Source organism: Arthrobacter sp. MPF02, from assembly GCF_046605375.1.
Taxonomy (GTDB): Bacteria; Actinomycetota; Actinomycetes; order Actinomycetales; family Micrococcaceae; genus Arthrobacter.
Genome location: NZ_CP176772.1, coordinates 3,406,982 through 3,422,097 on the forward strand (window position 1 = coordinate 3,406,982; position 15,116 = coordinate 3,422,097).

17 protein-coding genes, 1 pseudogene and 1 riboswitch are annotated in these 15,116 nt (G+C 68.4%); of the genes and pseudogenes, 10 read left to right on the forward strand and 8 right to left on the reverse strand.

Annotated features, from left to right (window positions below; genetic code table 11):
• Window positions 1-56 precede the first annotated feature (56 nt).
• From ACLH0K_RS16145 to ACLH0K_RS16160, 4 genes are read right to left on the reverse strand one after another with little or no spacing between them, the layout of a single operon-like run.
• The gene (locus tag ACLH0K_RS16145) at window positions 57-1,115 is read right to left on the reverse strand and encodes a sulfate/molybdate ABC transporter ATP-binding protein (RefSeq protein WP_411374554.1); all 1,059 of its coding nucleotides are present in this window, start codon (window positions 1,113-1,115) and stop codon (window positions 57-59) included.
• Window positions 1,112-1,963 (reverse strand): ABC transporter permease, encoded by an 852-nt coding sequence (locus tag ACLH0K_RS16150; protein WP_411374555.1) that lies wholly within the window; start codon window positions 1,961-1,963, stop codon window positions 1,112-1,114. Before ACLH0K_RS16150 ends, ACLH0K_RS16145 begins: the two co-directional genes overlap by 4 nt.
• Window positions 1,960-2,736 carry a molybdate ABC transporter substrate-binding protein gene (gene modA, locus ACLH0K_RS16155; protein WP_411374556.1) on the reverse strand — a complete coding sequence of 259 codons (777 nt, stop codon included), beginning with the start codon at window positions 2,734-2,736 and terminating at the stop codon, window positions 1,960-1,962. Before modA ends, ACLH0K_RS16150 begins: the two co-directional genes overlap by 4 nt.
• Window positions 2,733-3,143, reverse strand: coding sequence for a TOBE domain-containing protein (locus ACLH0K_RS16160; protein ID WP_411374557.1), 411 nt, complete (start codon window positions 3,141-3,143; stop codon window positions 2,733-2,735). The genes modA and ACLH0K_RS16160 overlap by 4 nt, the downstream gene beginning before the upstream one ends.
• Before the next feature lie 115 nt (window positions 3,144-3,258).
• On the opposite strand from ACLH0K_RS16160, the gene ACLH0K_RS16165 reads away from it, so the two are divergent.
• Window positions 3,259-4,128 (forward strand): DUF4031 domain-containing protein, encoded by an 870-nt coding sequence (locus tag ACLH0K_RS16165; RefSeq protein WP_411374558.1) that lies wholly within the window; start codon window positions 3,259-3,261, stop codon window positions 4,126-4,128.
• Window positions 4,125-4,934 carry a 2-phosphosulfolactate phosphatase gene (locus tag ACLH0K_RS16170; RefSeq protein WP_411374559.1) on the forward strand — a complete coding sequence of 270 codons (810 nt, stop codon included), beginning with the start codon at window positions 4,125-4,127 and terminating at the stop codon, window positions 4,932-4,934. The genes ACLH0K_RS16165 and ACLH0K_RS16170 overlap by 4 nt, the downstream gene beginning before the upstream one ends.
• Before the next feature lie 54 nt (window positions 4,935-4,988).
• On the opposite strand, the gene ACLH0K_RS16175 is transcribed toward ACLH0K_RS16170, so the two are convergent.
• Both ACLH0K_RS16175 and ACLH0K_RS16180 read right to left on the reverse strand, forming a co-directional pair.
• Window positions 4,989-5,390 (reverse strand): YccF domain-containing protein, encoded by a 402-nt coding sequence (locus tag ACLH0K_RS16175; RefSeq protein ID WP_411374560.1) that lies wholly within the window; start codon window positions 5,388-5,390, stop codon window positions 4,989-4,991.
• A gap of 86 nt (window positions 5,391-5,476) precedes the next feature.
• A complete protein-coding gene (locus ACLH0K_RS16180) occupies window positions 5,477-6,088 on the reverse strand; it encodes a phosphoribosylanthranilate isomerase (protein ID WP_411374561.1) in 612 nt (203 codons plus the stop codon).
• 105 nt (window positions 6,089-6,193) lie between these two features.
• On the opposite strand from ACLH0K_RS16180, the gene ACLH0K_RS16185 reads away from it, so the two are divergent.
• The 7 genes and pseudogenes from ACLH0K_RS16185 (at window position 6,194) to ACLH0K_RS16215 (ending at window position 10,348) form a co-directional block, all read left to right on the forward strand.
• Window positions 6,194-6,760 carry a HutD family protein gene (locus ACLH0K_RS16185; protein WP_411374562.1) on the forward strand — a complete coding sequence of 189 codons (567 nt, stop codon included), beginning with the start codon at window positions 6,194-6,196 and terminating at the stop codon, window positions 6,758-6,760.
• 88 nt (window positions 6,761-6,848) lie between these two features.
• Window positions 6,849-7,379 carry a ferritin gene (locus tag ACLH0K_RS16190; protein WP_138137917.1) on the forward strand — a complete coding sequence of 177 codons (531 nt, stop codon included), beginning with the start codon at window positions 6,849-6,851 and terminating at the stop codon, window positions 7,377-7,379.
• 139 nt (window positions 7,380-7,518) lie between these two features.
• A riboswitch (guanidine-III (ykkC-III) riboswitch) is annotated at window positions 7,519-7,584 on the forward strand.
• A 9-nt stretch (window positions 7,585-7,593) separates the two neighbouring features.
• Window positions 7,594-7,917 (forward strand): DMT family transporter, encoded by a 324-nt coding sequence (locus tag ACLH0K_RS16195; RefSeq protein WP_411374563.1) that lies wholly within the window; start codon window positions 7,594-7,596, stop codon window positions 7,915-7,917.
• Window positions 7,917-8,300: a DMT family transporter gene (locus ACLH0K_RS16200; RefSeq protein WP_411376502.1), complete on the forward strand. Its 384-nt coding sequence runs from the start codon at window positions 7,917-7,919 to the stop codon at window positions 8,298-8,300. Before ACLH0K_RS16195 ends, ACLH0K_RS16200 begins: the two co-directional genes overlap by 1 nt.
• Window positions 8,301-8,326: 26 nt before the next feature.
• Complete coding sequence (locus ACLH0K_RS16205; RefSeq protein ID WP_411374564.1) at window positions 8,327-8,953, forward strand: nucleoside/nucleotide kinase family protein; 627 nt, start codon at window positions 8,327-8,329, stop codon at window positions 8,951-8,953.
• 49 nt (window positions 8,954-9,002) lie between these two features.
• Window positions 9,003-9,661: pseudogene (locus ACLH0K_RS16210) on the forward strand (aldo/keto reductase).
• A 36-nt stretch (window positions 9,662-9,697) separates the two neighbouring features.
• The gene (locus ACLH0K_RS16215; protein WP_411374565.1) at window positions 9,698-10,348 is read left to right on the forward strand and encodes an MBL fold metallo-hydrolase; all 651 of its coding nucleotides are present in this window, start codon (window positions 9,698-9,700) and stop codon (window positions 10,346-10,348) included.
• Window positions 10,349-10,392: 44 nt separating this feature from the next.
• Here ACLH0K_RS16215 and ACLH0K_RS16220 read toward each other — a convergent pair whose 3' ends face one another.
• Window positions 10,393-12,201 carry a DEAD/DEAH box helicase gene (locus ACLH0K_RS16220; protein ID WP_411374566.1) on the reverse strand — a complete coding sequence of 603 codons (1,809 nt, stop codon included), beginning with the start codon at window positions 12,199-12,201 and terminating at the stop codon, window positions 10,393-10,395.
• A 389-nt stretch (window positions 12,202-12,590) separates the two neighbouring features.
• Between ACLH0K_RS16220 and ACLH0K_RS16225 the strand changes: the two genes are divergently transcribed.
• Window positions 12,591-13,409, forward strand: coding sequence for a class I SAM-dependent methyltransferase (locus ACLH0K_RS16225; protein ID WP_411374567.1), 819 nt, complete (start codon window positions 12,591-12,593; stop codon window positions 13,407-13,409).
• 264 nt (window positions 13,410-13,673) lie between these two features.
• Here the strand turns inward: ACLH0K_RS16225 and ACLH0K_RS16230 are convergent, their stop codons facing one another.
• Complete coding sequence (locus tag ACLH0K_RS16230; RefSeq protein ID WP_411376503.1) at window positions 13,674-14,945, reverse strand: MFS transporter; 1,272 nt, start codon at window positions 14,943-14,945, stop codon at window positions 13,674-13,676.
• Window positions 14,946-15,116 lie beyond the last annotated feature (171 nt).

Below are 15,116 nucleotides of genomic sequence, written 5' to 3' on the forward strand. Positions count from 1 at the left end.
TTCGTTCAGATATGCAGGGTTGAGCGGGCCTGAAGTCGGCATATCTGGACAAAAACTCAGGCCTCGTAGACGGAAACGGCGGCGGCCTTCACCACGAAGTGCACCGTCATCCCCGGGACCAGACCAAGGTCAGCCAAGGCGGCCGGCGTGATGTCCGCGGCAAGCCCGCCCGCGCGGACCCGGATATGGTCCCCGTGCGGCTCCAGGTCCGTGATGGGCACCGGGAAGGAGTTCCGTGGACTGCCGTGCGCGTCCGTGAGGAACACGGAAACGGCCGACGGCGGGAACACGGCCACGCCGGGACCGCCGGGCTCGTGCAGGGGGCCGGTTTCCTCAAGATGGCCGGCCACTTCCCTGCCGCTGTCCGTCCGGATGCCATCCTTCATCAGTGTTCCCGGCACAAAGTTCAGCCCTGCCAGCCCGGCTGCAAACCGGCTGCGCGGCTGCTCCAGCACCTGGCGGGTGGGGCCGTGCTCAACCACCCGTCCGCCGTCCAAAATCAGCACCCGGTCCGCGAGCATCAGCGCATCAAGGACGTCGTGCGTGACGATGATCGCCTGCCGTCCGGCGAGGACGCGCTTGAGCAGGCGGCGGAGCAGTGGCGCGGAATGGATGTCCAGGGCAGCCATGGGCTCGTCCAGCAGCAGGAGCGCGGGATCGGTGGCGAGTGCCCGGGCCACCGCGACGCGCTGGGCCTGCCCGCCGGAGAGTTCCGCCGGGCGCCGCCTGGCCAAATCAGCGGCCTCCACTTCCGCCAGCCAGCGTTCCGCCTCCCGGTTTGCAGCTTTCCGGGGTACGCCGGCGCTGCGTGGTCCGAAAGCCACGTTATCAAGGGCAGTCAGGTGTGGAAACAGCAGGGGTTCCTGCGCGAGCAGCGCAGTTCCGCGCCCATGCGGGGGCGTCCACCGGCTGCTGGTGCCGCCCAGGTGGAAGAGGGTGCGTCCCTTGAGTTCGGCGCGACCGTTGTCCGGCTTGAGCAGGCCGGCGATGCTGGAGAGCAGCGTGGACTTGCCGGCGCCGTTGGGGCCCATGACGGCGACGGTTTCGCCGGGCGCCACGCTCAGGGTGACGTCGAAACCCCGCTCAGCCAGGGCTGCCTGGTAGGAGAACGTCACGGTGCCGTCCCTCCCGGCGCTGCGGACGCCGTCGTGCGTTCCGCGGGAGTCTGGCGCGTTCCCCTGCCCGCAGGGCGCCGGTAGGCAAGCGCCACCACGGCAACCGCAACCGCCACCAGGACCAGGGACAGCGCGGCGGCGGCGTCCGGGTCAGTCTCCCGCTGCAGGTAGATTTCCAGCGGCAGGGTCCGGGTCACCCCCTGCAGGCTGCCGGCGAACGTGAGGGTGGCACCAAACTCGCCCAGGCTGCGGGCGAAGGAGAGCACCGCGCCGGATGCCAGCCCGGGCAGCATCAGCGGCAGCGTGACGCGGCGGAACACCACGCCGGGCGGGGCGCCAAGGGTCGCGGCCACGGCCTCGTACCGCTGCCCGCCCGTCCTCAGGGCCCCTTCCAGGCTGACCACCAGGAACGGCAGTGCCACGAAGGTCTGGGCCAGGACCACCGCGGAAGTGGAAAAGGCGATCTGGAGTCCCAGCACTTCCAGCGCGCCGCCCAGCAGGCCCTGCCGCCCGAAGGTGTAGAGCAAGGCAATGCCCCCGACGACGGGCGGCAGGACCAGCGGCAGCAGCACCAGGGAGCGGAGCAGCCCCTGCAGCGGGAAGCTTCCCCGGGCAAGGACCAGGGCCAGCGGGACACCCAGGACGATGCACAGCAGGGTGCTGGCGGCCGACGTCCGCAGGCTCAGGCCCAGGGCTGACAGCGCCGACTCAGACATGACCAGCGGCAGGAAATCCGCCCAGTTGACCCTGGCAACGATGGCGGCCAGCGGCAGGACCACCACCAGGGCGGCCAGGACCGCCAGGCCGTAGAGCCAGCGCGGAAGGCCGGTGTAGGTCCGGGGGTTCACTTTCCTCCGGCCCCGAAGCCTGCATCGGCAAGGACCGACTGGCCTTCGTCCCCGGTCACCAGGTCCAGGAACACGCGGGCTGCCTCTTTGTCCTGCGCGCCGGCCAGGACGGTGATGGGGTAGCTGTTGACCGCAGCCTCGGCCTCAGGAAACGGGACGCTTTCCACCTTGTCCCCGGCGGAGCGCACATCCGTTACGTAGACCAGCCCGGCGTCAGCTTCCCCGGACATGACTTTGCCCAGGACGTCAGTAACAGAGTTGTCCTCGCTGACGGGCTTCAGGGCCGTCCCCCGCCGTTCCGCCACGGTGGCGGCAGCGGCGCCGCACGGCACCTGCCGGGCACAGACCACCACCCGCGTGCCGGCCTTCGCCAGGTCCGCGAAGGAGCTGATGCCCGCGGGATTGCCGGCCGGGACAGCGATGGCCAGGGTGTTGGTGGCGAAGACCGCCGGTTCGCCATCCGTGAGTCCGGCGTCCGCCACCTTGCCCATGTTCCTGCTGTCGGCAGCGGCGAACACATCCGCCGGCGCACCCTGGACGATCTGGGTGGCCAGGTCCGATGATCCTGCAAAATTCAGGACCACCTTTGTGCCGGGATGCTGCGTCTCGTAGGTTTCCGCCAGCTCAGTGAAGCTGGATTTCAGCGAGGCGGCCGCGAAGACGGTCAGTGTTTTTTCTGTGCCTCCAGCCGGGGGGCTGGTGCTGGCATTCCCACAGCCGCTGAAGCCTGCCGCGAGCGCAATGGCCGCCAGGATTCCGGTTGCCCGTTTCACAGCGTTCCCTTTCCCTGGGGCGTTTCGAGGATGACGGTGGTGGCCTTTACCACGGCCGTGGCCACGGAGCCCGGCTCCAGCCCCATCTCCCGTACGGCCTCGCTGCTCATCAGCGACACCACCCGGAAGGGGCCGCATTGCAGCTCCACCTGCGCCATCACTTTGTCTGCGGTGATGCCTGTGACGAGCCCCACGAACCGGTTGCGGGCCGAGCTGCCCGAGCGGTGCGGGTCGTGGGGCAGCTGGGCCAGCTTTTGCGCATGCCGGGCCAGTTCAAGGCCGTCGACGGCGAGCCGGCCCGACTCATCCCGGAGCGGGGTAAGGGAGCCGTTGTCCGTCCAGCGCCGGACGGTATCGTCACTGACGCCAAGGAACCGCGCTGCCTCGGAAACGCGAATAATGGTCATGTCACCACTATAGAGCGCAGATGCGGTTAGAATCGGGCTGTTTTTCCGCTTTTTCGACTGTGACTGTTTATTGTTCGTGCCGCTGGTTGTTAACGTGCAGCACTACACTTCCTCCATGGCCATTTACGTCGACCCGCCTTTATGGCCTGCGCACGGAACGCATTTTTCCCATCTGGTCTCGGACACCTCGCTGGAAGAGCTGCACGCCTTTGCGGCCGTACAGGGCATCCCGGAGCGGGCTTTCGACGGCGACCACTACGACGTGCCGGAGCGCCGGATCGAGGAACTGGTGGCAGCGGGTGCCGTTCCCGTGGAGGCCCGCGTGCTGGTCCGGAAGCTCATCGCCAGCGGCCTCCGCATCCCCGCACGGCAGCGCAACAAATCGCTCAAGGTGCCGCTGCAGCTGCGGTGGGAAGCCGCCATGCCCGGCCACGACGCCCTGTTCCTCGAACTCCTGGACCGCTGGGCGGAGCCGCACCGGCGCTACCACGGCTGCACCCACCTGCTCTCGGTGCTCGAATCCCTGGACCTGCTCACCGAACCGGCCGATCCGCCCCGGACCGTGCTCCTGGCGGCCTGGTTCCACGATGCCGTCTACCAGGGCATCCGCGGGCAGGATGAGGAGGAGTCGGCCCGGCTTGCCGAGGACCGCCTGCATGCCGCCGGGCTGCCATCGGCCGACGTGGCCGAGGTGGCCCGGCTTGTCCGGCTGACAAGCCACCACCGTCCCGACGGAGGCGACGGCGACGGCGCCCTCCTCTGCGATGCCGACCTCTCCGTCCTGGGCGGTGACCCGGACGAATACGCCCGCTACCTCGCCGCCGTCCGCCAGGATTATGCGCATGTAAGTGACGCCGACTTCGCAGCCGGACGCGCCGCCGTCGTACGCCGCCTGCTGGACCTCGACCCGCTCTTCCACACCGGGCGGGCCAGGGAACTGTGGCAGGACGCCGCGCATCGCAACCTGTTGGGAGAACTGGCATGAACGCACCCTTGTCCAAGACCGTGCATGTGCACTCAGCGAGCGCCGCGCACCGGCAGCTTCCCTACACGGTCCGGCTGGAGTGGGGGCTCGACGGCGCCCGGACGGTGGCTCCCGGGGCAGACCTTGCGGTGGTGGTGGACGTCCTCTCCTTCAGCACGTGCGTGAGCGTCGCCCTTGACCGGGGAGCCAAGGTGTTTCCCTACTCCTGGAAGGACACCAGCGCCGAGGAGTTCGCCGCCCGGCACGGGGCAGAGCTGGCCGGCCCCCGCGACGGCGGCGGGCTGAGCCTCTCTCCTGCAAGCCTGCGTGCAGCGGAGTCGCTGGACCGGGTGGTGCTTCCCTCTCCGAACGGCTCCGCTTTGTGCCATGTGCTGGCCGGCGAGGTGCCGCTGGTGGCCGCGGTGTGCCTGCGCAACGCGGCAGCCACGGCAGAGTGGGCAGCAGCCAACCTCGCAGAAGACGCGGTGATCGCCGTAGTGGCGGCCGGAGAACGCTGGCCGGACGGAAACCTCCGCCCTGCCGTGGAGGACCAGATCGGGGCCGGCGCCTTCATTGCCGGGCTGATGGCTGCCGGGAAGGGCGGCTATGAGGCGGAGGACGGCCGGCACGGCTACTCCCCGGAAGCGGTTGCGGCAGCGGCGGTCTTCGAGGCCGCGGAGCCGCGCCTTCGCGAGACGTTGCACGGCTGTTCCAGCGGGCAGGAGCTTGCCGGCGGGGGCTACACGGAGGACGTGGACATCGCCGCCGAACTGGACGACAGTAATGCTGTGGCCATCCTGGTGAACGGCGCGTTCAACCCCTGCTGACGTTTCCCGTTGCCCCTTGGACGGCGGGCAGGGCTCCCATCGGCGGTGTGCCGGTCAGCGGTACGCGGGCACGAACGGCGCGCTGGTGGGCACAATCTGCTTTCCCAGCGGCATCAGGGACACCGGGATGAGCTTGAGGTTGGCGATGGCCAGCGGGATGCCGATGATGGTGACGGCCATGGCGAAGGCTGTTACCACGTGGCCGATGGCGATCCAGATCCCGGCAACCAGCAGCCAGATCACGTTGCCCAGCAGCGGGAAGACGCCCGTCCCTCCCGGTTTGTCCACCACTGTGCGTCCGAACGGCCAGAGCGTGTAGGCGGCAATCCGGAACGAGGCGATGCCCCACGGGATGGTGATGATGAGCAGGCAGCAGACCACCCCGGCCGCGAAGTAACCGAGGGCGAGCCAGAACCCGCCGAAAACCAGCCAGATGATGTTGAGCAGCGTCTTCATCCACCCATTGTCCCTTCCGGGGTCGTCAAAATGGTCGGGGAATCCCCTGAACGGACCCTGAACCGCGGATGTCAGACCGTGGCGCTTCAGACCGTGGCGTCGGACTTTGCGGCGTGCACGAAATCGCGGATCTTGGCCAGGTCCTTCACGCCGCGGGAAGCCTCAACCCCTGAGGAAACGTCCACACCCCACGCATTCGCCTTCAGGGAGGCGTCCGCCACGTTGGCCGGGTTCAGGCCGCCGGCGAGCAGCCATCTGCGGCCCTGCAGTTCGGGCACCTCCGCCATGGCGGCATAGTCCCAGGTCTCACCGGAACCAGGCACCGCGGCATCAATGAGGAGCAGGTCCTCGCCCCAGTCCTCGATCTCCTGCCGGGTGGCATCCATGGTGACGGCCCTGATCACCTTCATGCCGGCGTCGTGCACTGTGGCGATGTCCTCCCGTGTCCGCGCGCCGTGCAACTGGATCCACTGCAGCCCCGCCGCGCGGGCAATGGCCACGGCATCCGCCACCGGTTCATGGCGGAACACGCCAATGGGGGAAACCCGCTCCGGGACATCCGCCAGGAGCGCGGAGACCTGGCTGGGCGAGACCACCCGGGGACTGGCGGTAAGGACAAAACCTACGGCGTCCGCTCCGGATTCCACCGCTTCGCGGACCGACTCGGGCGTGCTGAGACCACACACTTTGACGAACATTCCCGGCTCCTTCAGGCTGTTTTCGCGTTGCCCCCCCGGAGGAGATTAGCAGGCACCGGCCTATCCCGCGACGGGTGTGAGGTTGGGGGGAACTAGGCTGGGCTGATGCAGATCATCCGCTTCGCAGACCTTACGGCAGAGCCGTGGCGCAACGGCGGCGGTGTCACCCGCCAAGTGGCCGGCCGCCCCTCCGCAGACGGCTCCGGCTGGGACTGGCGCGTGAGCATCGCGGACGTCACCAGGGCCGGGGACTTTTCGTCATTTCCCGGCATGGAGCGGCTCCTGACGGTGGTTGAGGGCGACCTCCTGCTGCTCACCATCGAGGGAGCCGAACGTCCCGTGGAAAAGCACCGTCCCTTCCGGTTCGACGGCGGCGCGGCCACCGCTGCCAAGCTTCCCACGGGCGACATCCGGAACCTCAACGTGATCACCAGGGCCGGCGCGTACAAGGCCTACACGTCCGTCATCGAGCTGTCGAAGAAGCGGGCCCAGCCGTTGTGGGACGGCCAGGTGGGAATCTTTCTGCAGGGGCAGGCCACGGTTGCGGATAACGCCAGCGGCCCGGAAGCACTGGCACGCTATGACGCCATAGCCGGCTCGGATGACGCCACCCCGGAAGTCCTGGGCCGGGGTTTCCTGGCGGTGGTCTCCATCGACCCCGTGGAGGACTAGTTCCGGAACTGGACAGGCCAGCCTCGCCTTGCCAAGCACAGCCTTTCCACACTGGTTACCGGCGCCCGCCGTACCTAAACTCGGGGCTATGACCACAACAACGTTCAACTCGCTCCTGTCCACCCAGATCGCCAACGAATTCACGGCGTCGCAGCAGTACATTGCCGTTGCCACGTGGTTCGCCAACCAGGACCTTCCCCAGCTGGCCAAGTACTTCTACCGCCAGTCCGTGGAGGAACGGAACCACGCCATGATGATGGTGCAGTACATGCTGGACCGGGACATCCCCTTCACCATTCCGGGCGTCCCCGCCGTCCGCAACGACTTCGCCTCCGTGACCGAGCCGCTGGCCCTGGCCCTGCAGCAGGAAAAGGATGTCACCCGAAACATCGAGGACCTTTTCCGCGCCGCCCGCAGCGAGAACGACGCCCTGGGCGAGCAGTTCATGCTCTGGTTCCTCAAGGAGCAGGTGGAGGAGGTGGCGTCCATGACCACGCTGCTCAACATTGCCGAGCGCGCGGACAACCTGTTCGACATCGAGAACTTCATCGCCCGCGAGACCGTCGGCGACGGCGGACGGGACGCCGGTGCCCCCGAGGCTGCCGGCGGAGCCCTCTAACCCCACCCAACTAAGTAGCAGTAACTGTCGTTTTGGGCCCCCAAAACGACAGTTACTGCTACCCAGTTGGGGAGGTGGCACCTGTGGTGAGGTTGGCCACCAGCGTGGCCGCCCGCCGTCGGGCGTTGCTACGCTGGAAACAAGGCTCCGCACCCGAGCCTCCGGACGACGGTTCAGTACCCGGAACGCGACAAGACTGGCCGGAGGATTCGTCATGTCGTGGATAATTCTGATACTTGCGGGAGCACTCGAGGCCGTTTGGGCCGCCGCGCTGCACCGCACCTTCAAGGCCTCCGGCCGCCGCCGCATTGCACCGGCCGCCCTGTTCCTGGTTTCCGTGGCCGCCAGCACCGGCGGCCTGGCGATCGCCATGCAGTCCATTCCAACCGGCACCGCTTACGCCGTATGGGTCGGGGTCGGCGTGGTCCTGACCTCCGCCTACGCGATCCTCACCAAAGTGGAACGCCTGACGGCGGCGCGGCTGCTCCTGCTGTCGGGCATCGCCGCCTGCGTGGTGGGCCTGAAGGTGGTGGCATGATGTTCCGCCGTTCAATTCCCTGGCTGGTGCTGCTGGTGTCGGCCGTCCTGGAAGCCGTGTGGGCTACAGCCCTGGGCCTGTCCGATGGCTTCAGCAGGCCCCTGCCCACCGCGGTTTTCGTTGTCACCGCGGTCCTGAGCATGCTCGGCCTGGGCCTGGCCATCCGGACGATTCCCCTGGGTACCGCCTACGCCATCTGGGTGGGGATCGGCGCCGCCCTGACCGTCGGCTGGGCGATGGCTACCGGCGTGGAACCCTTCAGCCTGCTGAAACTGCTGTTCATCGCGGGCATCGTGGGCTGCGCCGCCGGACTGAAGGCACTGCCCGCGGAGAAAAAGCCCGGGAAGGACCCGCGGCCGGCACGCGAGCCCGCCCGCCGCTGAGCATTCGCCCGGTCTAGGCTTTTGGCATGGACTCCCCCGAGATCACCCAGGCCCTGGCCGCCCTCCGCACCCGGATGGCGTCCGGCAGCCGAACCATCCTGGGCATCACTGGCGCTCCGGGTTCCGGAAAGTCCACCTTCGCCGCCTGGATCCGGGAGCAGTTCGGCCCGGGCGCGGCCGTGGTGGTTCCGATGGACGGCTTCCACCTGGGCAACGCCATCATCGACGGCACGCCGCTCCGCCAGCGGAAGGGAGCCATCGATACGTTCGACGCCGGCGGGTACCTTTCGCTGCTCCGCCGCCTGGTCCGCCGGGACGAGCCGGTGGTGTACGCCCCGGAATTCCGGCGCACCATCGACGAACCCGTGGCCGCGTCCATCGCCGTCCCCGCCGAGGTTTCGCTCATCATTACCGAAGGCAACTACCTGCTGGCGGAGCAGGAGCCCTGGAAAGAGGTCCGGGCGCAGCTGGACGAGGTGTGGTTTCTGGAAACACCGGACCAGCTGCGGATGAGCCGGCTCGTGGCCAGGCACGTGCAGTTCGGCATGGACCAGGCGGCGGCTGAAGCGTGGGCTGCCGGACCGGACGAGGCTAACGCCCGGCTGATCAGATTCACCAGGCCGGCCGCGGACCGCGTGATCCCCTGGCTCTGAAACCGCCCAAACACACCGCACAAAGGAGATTCCCGTGGCACCCACGACCATGCTGGGCGACGGCCTGGGCGTCAGTCCCCTCGGCTTCGGCGGCATGGCCCTCACCCCGGTCTACGGCGGGGTGGACCAGGCCGACGCGCTCAAGACCCTGCACCACGCCGTGGACGCCGGCATCAGCTTTATCGACACCGCTGATGTCTACGGGGCAGGCAGCAACGAGGAGCTGATTTCCCGGCTGCTCCGGGAGCGTCGCGGTGAGGTGCAGCTGGCCACAAAATTTGCGCTTGTGGGAAGCCCCGGCGAGGGATACTCGGGTGTCAGGAACGATCCGCCCTATATCCGGCAGGCCGTGGACCGGAGCCTGCAGCGGCTGGGCACGGACGTGATTGACCTGTACTACCTGCACCGCCGTGACCTCCGCGTTCCGATTGTGGAAGCCGTGGAAGCCATGGCGGGGCTGGTGCAGCAGGGCAAGGTCCGCCACCTGGGGCTGTCCGAAGTGACCGCCCGGGCGCCCAGGGCAAACGCCTGAAACTGCCGGTGGTGCCCATCCCCGGGACCCGGAAGCGGAAGCGCATTGACGAGAACCTGGGAGCCCTTGCCCTGCAGCTGACCCCGGCGCAACTGGAGGCGCTTGGCGAAGCCTCGGACGCCGTCGTCGGCTCCCGCTCTGCGGATCCCACCTGGGTGTCGGAGGGCCGGGAGTAGCCTGCGCCGCGGACCGTCGTCCTTAGACTGAAGCCCATGGACTCACTTCTGTACGACCTGCCGGCCCTGACCATCCGCAGCATTTCCGTCAGCGAGATGGACAACAACGTGTACCTGCTGACCGCGAAAGCAAGCGGCGAGCAGGTGCTGATCGACGCCGCGGACGACCTGCCGGCCGTCCAGCGGCTGCTGCAGGACGCCGCCGCGGACACATCCGCCACGCCCAGGCTCGCCCTGATCGCCACCACCCACCAGCACTGGGACCACGTCCGGGCGCTGAAGGAACTGGCGGAGGCAACGGGTGCGCCCACCGCGGCAGGCGTTGACGACGCCGACGCGTTGCCTGTGCCCGTGAACCAGCGCCTCGGGCACCGGGACATCCTGGCTGTGGACGGCTTTGAGCTGGCGGCTGTCCACCTGCGCGGACACACACCCGGCTCGATCGCCTACGTGTACGAGGAGCCCCGCGGGCTCACCCACATCTTCTCCGGCGACTCGCTGTTCCCCGGCGGGGTGGGCAACACCCAGAAGGACCCGGAGCGGTTCAACCAGCTGCTTGACGACGTCACGGAGCGGCTGTTCGGCACCTACCCCGACTCCGCCGTCGTGCACCCCGGCCATGGCAAGGCCACGACGCTTGGCGCCGAGCGCCCGCACCTTGAGGAGTGGCGCAAGCGGGGTTGGTAATACCTGCCGGTGGTTGAGCCGGCGGGGATCAACCCCGGCCGGGATTACCGCCCGCGGCGCTCGTTCGAAGCCGGAGCGGAAGCGCGGCGCGGGCCGCTGCGCTTGGGCCGGCCGGAGCCGCCGTTGCCGGAACCGTAGGATCCGCCGGAAGCCCCTCCGGTTGCGGAGGACCAAACGGCCTTGCTGCCGCCGCTGGCGGCGGAACCCGAACCGGACCGCTGGGCGCCGCGGCCGCCTGAGGTGCCGGCAGCAGCGCGCTGGCCGGTGGCCGGACGTCCGCCGCGCTGCCCGTCGGAACCGCGGCCGGCCGATGGGCGGCCACCTGCTGCGGGAACGTCGTTGCGGTGGGTGTTGCCGGCGGTGCCGCGGACGCGGGCATTGCGGCGTGCGGCGGCAGCTGCGATTGCACGGTCCTCGTTCTGCTCGCGGACCAGCTCGGCCGCGGCGCGGACCTCGGTGCGGCCCTCAAAGGCAGCCGCGCGGCGCTGGGCGCGGGGGACGTCGGTGCGGACCGGCTCAGCGGAAACCTTGCCGCGGCCGCCTCGTCCGCCACGGCCGCCTGCAGCGGGAGACGCCTGGCGGCGGGCCCGCTTCCGCTCGGCGTTGGCACCGGTTGAGGTGCCGCCGCCCTGCGTGGGCATCTTGGCAGCCAGCAGCGCGGCCCGGGTGCGGGGGTCCACCTTCTCCGCGACCTCGCCAACCAGCTCCGCCACGATCGGCGAGGAGGCCGTTACGCGCTCGAAGCTGACGTCCACGCCGGCGGCCTTCATCAGCTTCTTCACGTCGGTCTGCTGCTCAGGGAGGGTCAGCGTCACCACGGTTCCGTCGGAACCGGCACGCGCCGTACGGCCGGAGCGGTGCAGGTACGCCTTGTGCTCGGTGGGCGGGTCCACGTGGATCACCAGCTCGACATCGTCCACGTGCACGCCACGGGCAGCGACGTCGGTGGCCACGAGGACGCGGACGTCTCCGTTGGAAAACTCGGCCAGGTTGCGGTCACGGGCGTTCTGCGACAGGTTGCCGTGCAGATCGACGGCGGGGATCCCCGCGTCGGTCAGCGTCTTGGCCAGCTTGCGGGCGTGGTGCTTGGTCCGCATGAAGAGGACGCGGCGTCCCGCCCCGGCGGCGAGCTCCACGATCAGTTGCTTCTTGACGGTCTGGTCGTTGACCACCAGCACGTGGTGCTCCATGGTGGTCACCGCGGCCTGCGGGTCGTCCACGGAGTGGGTGAGCGGGTTGGACAGGAATCGCTGGACCAGCTTGTCCACGCCGTTGTCCAGGGTGGCGGAGAAGAGCAGGCGCTGGCCCTGCTTGGGTGTCATGTCCAGCAGCTTCTTGACCACGGGCAGGAAGCCGAGGTCCGCCATGTGGTCCGCCTCGTCCAGAACGGTGATCTCCACGGCTTCCAGGGTGAGGATGCGCTGGCGGATCAGGTCCTCCAGGCGGCCGGGGCAGGCGATGACGATGTCGACGCCGGCCCGTAGCGCCTTCTCCTGGCGCGCCTGGGAGACGCCGCCGTAGATCACGGTGGTGTTCAGCCCGGCTGCCTTTGCCAGCGGCTCGATGGTGGCGTTGATCTGCGTGGCCAGCTCACGGGTGGGTGCCAGCACAAGGCCCATGGGGCGGCCGGGCTTGCGGAAGTGGGCTGCCTCCCGCTCGGCCAGCCGGGCCACCAGCGGGATGGAGAAGGCGATGGTCTTGCCGGAGCCGGTGCGGCCGCGGCCCAGTACGTCACGGCCGGACAGCGTGTCCGGCAGGGTCTTCACCTGGATGGGGAACGGGGATTCAATCCCCTGTGCCGCAAGGGTCTCGGCGAGGGCTTTGGGCGTGCCGAGGGCAGCAAAAGTAGTCATCTAAAGTCAAAGTCTTTCTGGCGGTATCCAAGCGGATATCGGCCCCGGTGCCGGTTGACCCGGGGGTTCGCCGAAGAAAAGTCAGGTGATCAACCGGCAGCTGCCATCTGCAGGACGGCGGCCGGGACCAATTAGAACGCGTTCATCGACGCAGGATGTGCCTCTCACATGAATAATGCCCACTCCCCAACAAGGGGCTCCCGGAAAGAGGAGCGAGCGGGCATCACTGCACATCAAGTTCCACCATTCTAGCATCACGCGCTCCCTGCCCCTTCCCCGGCCCGCCCAACTGACTGGCATATGACGTCGCCAAACGTCGATCCCACTGCGTTTTCTGCGACTTAGTTGGGGCCGTTGCCTTGGCAGGCGGGTCAGGGCAGGCTTGTGGCATGAGCGAACACTCGGGTCACCTCCATGGAACGCACGACGACGGAACGGCCACAGGCGGCAGCGGCACCTTCGGCCGAGGTTCTGCAGGTGGCAACGGCACAAGCACTGACACCGGCACCGGCACCGGCACCGGCGGCAGCATCGGGAGCGGAATCCGCGGTGACGACGCAGCCTCGGTGTGGGACGAGCGGTACCGGTCGAAGCCGCAGATGTGGAGCGGCAAGCCCAACCCCCAGCTGGTCCGCGAAGTGGGCGGGCTGCACCCCGGGAAGGCGCTGGATCTTGGCTGCGGCGAAGGCGCCGATGCCATCTGGCTGGCGCAGCACGGCTGGACGGTGACCGCCGTCGACGTTTCCGCTGTAGCGCTGGAACGTGCCCACTCGCACGAGAAGGCCGCGCTGGCGAGGGAGAGTGTGCACGCGGCGGAGGGGAATATCGGCAGCCGCATCACATGGCAGCAGGCAAACCTGGAGGAGTGGAAGCCCGAGGGATCGTTCGACCTTGTGACCTCGCAGTTCCTGCATGCAGAGGAACTCGCCTGGCAGGGGCCGCTGCGGACGGCGGCATCCGCGGTCAAACCCGGCGGGACGCTGCTGGTGGTGGGTCATCATCCGGACCACCTGCCGCCGTGGGGCGGCGCGCACCATCACCGCCGGGAGATGTTCTACACCGGCGATGACCTGGTCCGCGAGCTGGGACTGGACGGGCCCGAGTGGCAGCTGGAAGTCCTGACCAGCCGGGAGCGGCCGGTGACGGGACCGGAAGGCCAGCACGCCACGATCGCGGACGTTGTCCTGCGCGCCACCCGCCTCCCCTGACCCGCCCCTTGGAGTTTTTGGACACGTACGGGGACTTCCGGGCCTTCTATCCGGTAGTAGCTGCCCCAAAACTCAAGGGGTCGGGGTGGTGACCCGCGGAGCCGGGGACGCTCACCAGGGGCATGATGGTGATCACCAGCCAGCGCCTCGAAGGCGGCAAGGAACACTAGGGAGCAGGTGCCGATGGTCACCCACATATACGTCCGGTGGAAGATGCCTGCAGCGCGGCCCGTGGCCGCGACGGTGGAGTCGGGCACGGCCATTTCAGCCGCCCACGTACCGGTTGCGGCCTGCTCGGTACCCGAAGACCGCAGCCAGTGACCCGACCACCAGGAACAGGACTCCGGCGGCCGCGAAGGATCCGGTGGCCTGGTGGAGCTGGCCGACCATGAGGGTCCCGGTGGAGCCGAGGCCGTAGCCAACACCCTGCATCATCCCGGAAAGATGCGCCGCCGTGTGCCCGTCCCGGGTCCGGAGCATGATCATGGTAAGCGCCACCGCGGTCAGGCTTCCCTGGCCCAGGCCCAGCAAACCGGCCCAACTCCATACGAGCTCCAGCGGCCCGAAAATGCAGAGGGCAAAGCCGGCTCCGGTCATCAGGGCAACAATGGTGTTGATGGCGCGCTGGTCCCGGAACCGGGCTGCCAGCGCCGGTGCGAACAGTGAGCCCAGCATTTGCAGCACTATGCTGGCCGAGACGATCAGCCCCGCCGTTCCTCCGTCCACGCCGCGCTCCCGCAGGATGGGCGCCATCCAGGCAAAGACGCTGAAGGACATCATCGCCTGCAGCACCATAAAGATGGTCACGTGCCACGCCACCGCCGAGCGCCACACGTTCACCCCGTCCCTGGCAACCTGGTGCTTCACCGTCCGCTGGCGGACAGCCACGGGAAGGAACAAAAGAAAAACGACGGCGGCAGGCACCGCCCAGAACAACAGCGCCAAGGTCCACTCCCCCGCGGCCGCGTAGACGGGGTAGGTAAAGCCCGCTCCGAGTGCCGCCGAGGCGCAGATGGCGGTGGTGTACAGCCCGCCCATCAACCCAAGGCGGTGCGGAAAGTCCCGCTTCACCAACCCGGGGAGCAGGACGTTGCACAGGGCGATGGCCGCCCCACACGCCGCCGTTCCGGCGAGCAGGCCAGGCAGGTGGCCGGCCCCGGATAACCCTGTGCCGAGCGGACGCAGCAGCAGCCCCGCCGTAAGCACGGCCATCGCAGCCAGCAGGACCCGCTCGGCGCCGAACCTTCGGGCCAGGACCGGGGCCAGCGGGGCGAACACACCCAGCAGCGTGACGGGCGCCGTTGTCAGCACCACTACCGCCCAGCCCGGCAATGCCGCCTGGGACGTGACCTCCGGGAGCACGGCGGAGAAGCTGGAGAAGACGGTCCGCAGGTTCAGCCCGATCAGGACCAAACAAAGGCCCAGGTACGCCAGTTGCCACCGGCTGCCCACCCGGGTTGGCGCAGGAGCGGGCAGTTCGTCAGCCTCAGCATCCACGAGCGTCTCTACCCGGTGAAGGCCGGCTGGACCGGGCACTCGTCCTGCGGTCCGCCGCTGCCTCCCTGCTGCGGAGTCTGTTGCTTCCGTCACCTGCCCATTGTTGCAGGCGGAGGGCCGCCGCCGTCTTATCCACATAGGGGCCAGCCGGCCTTCCTGCGGTCCGGCCGGCGTATCTAGGTTGAAACAGCATCAGATCCCCGAAAACAA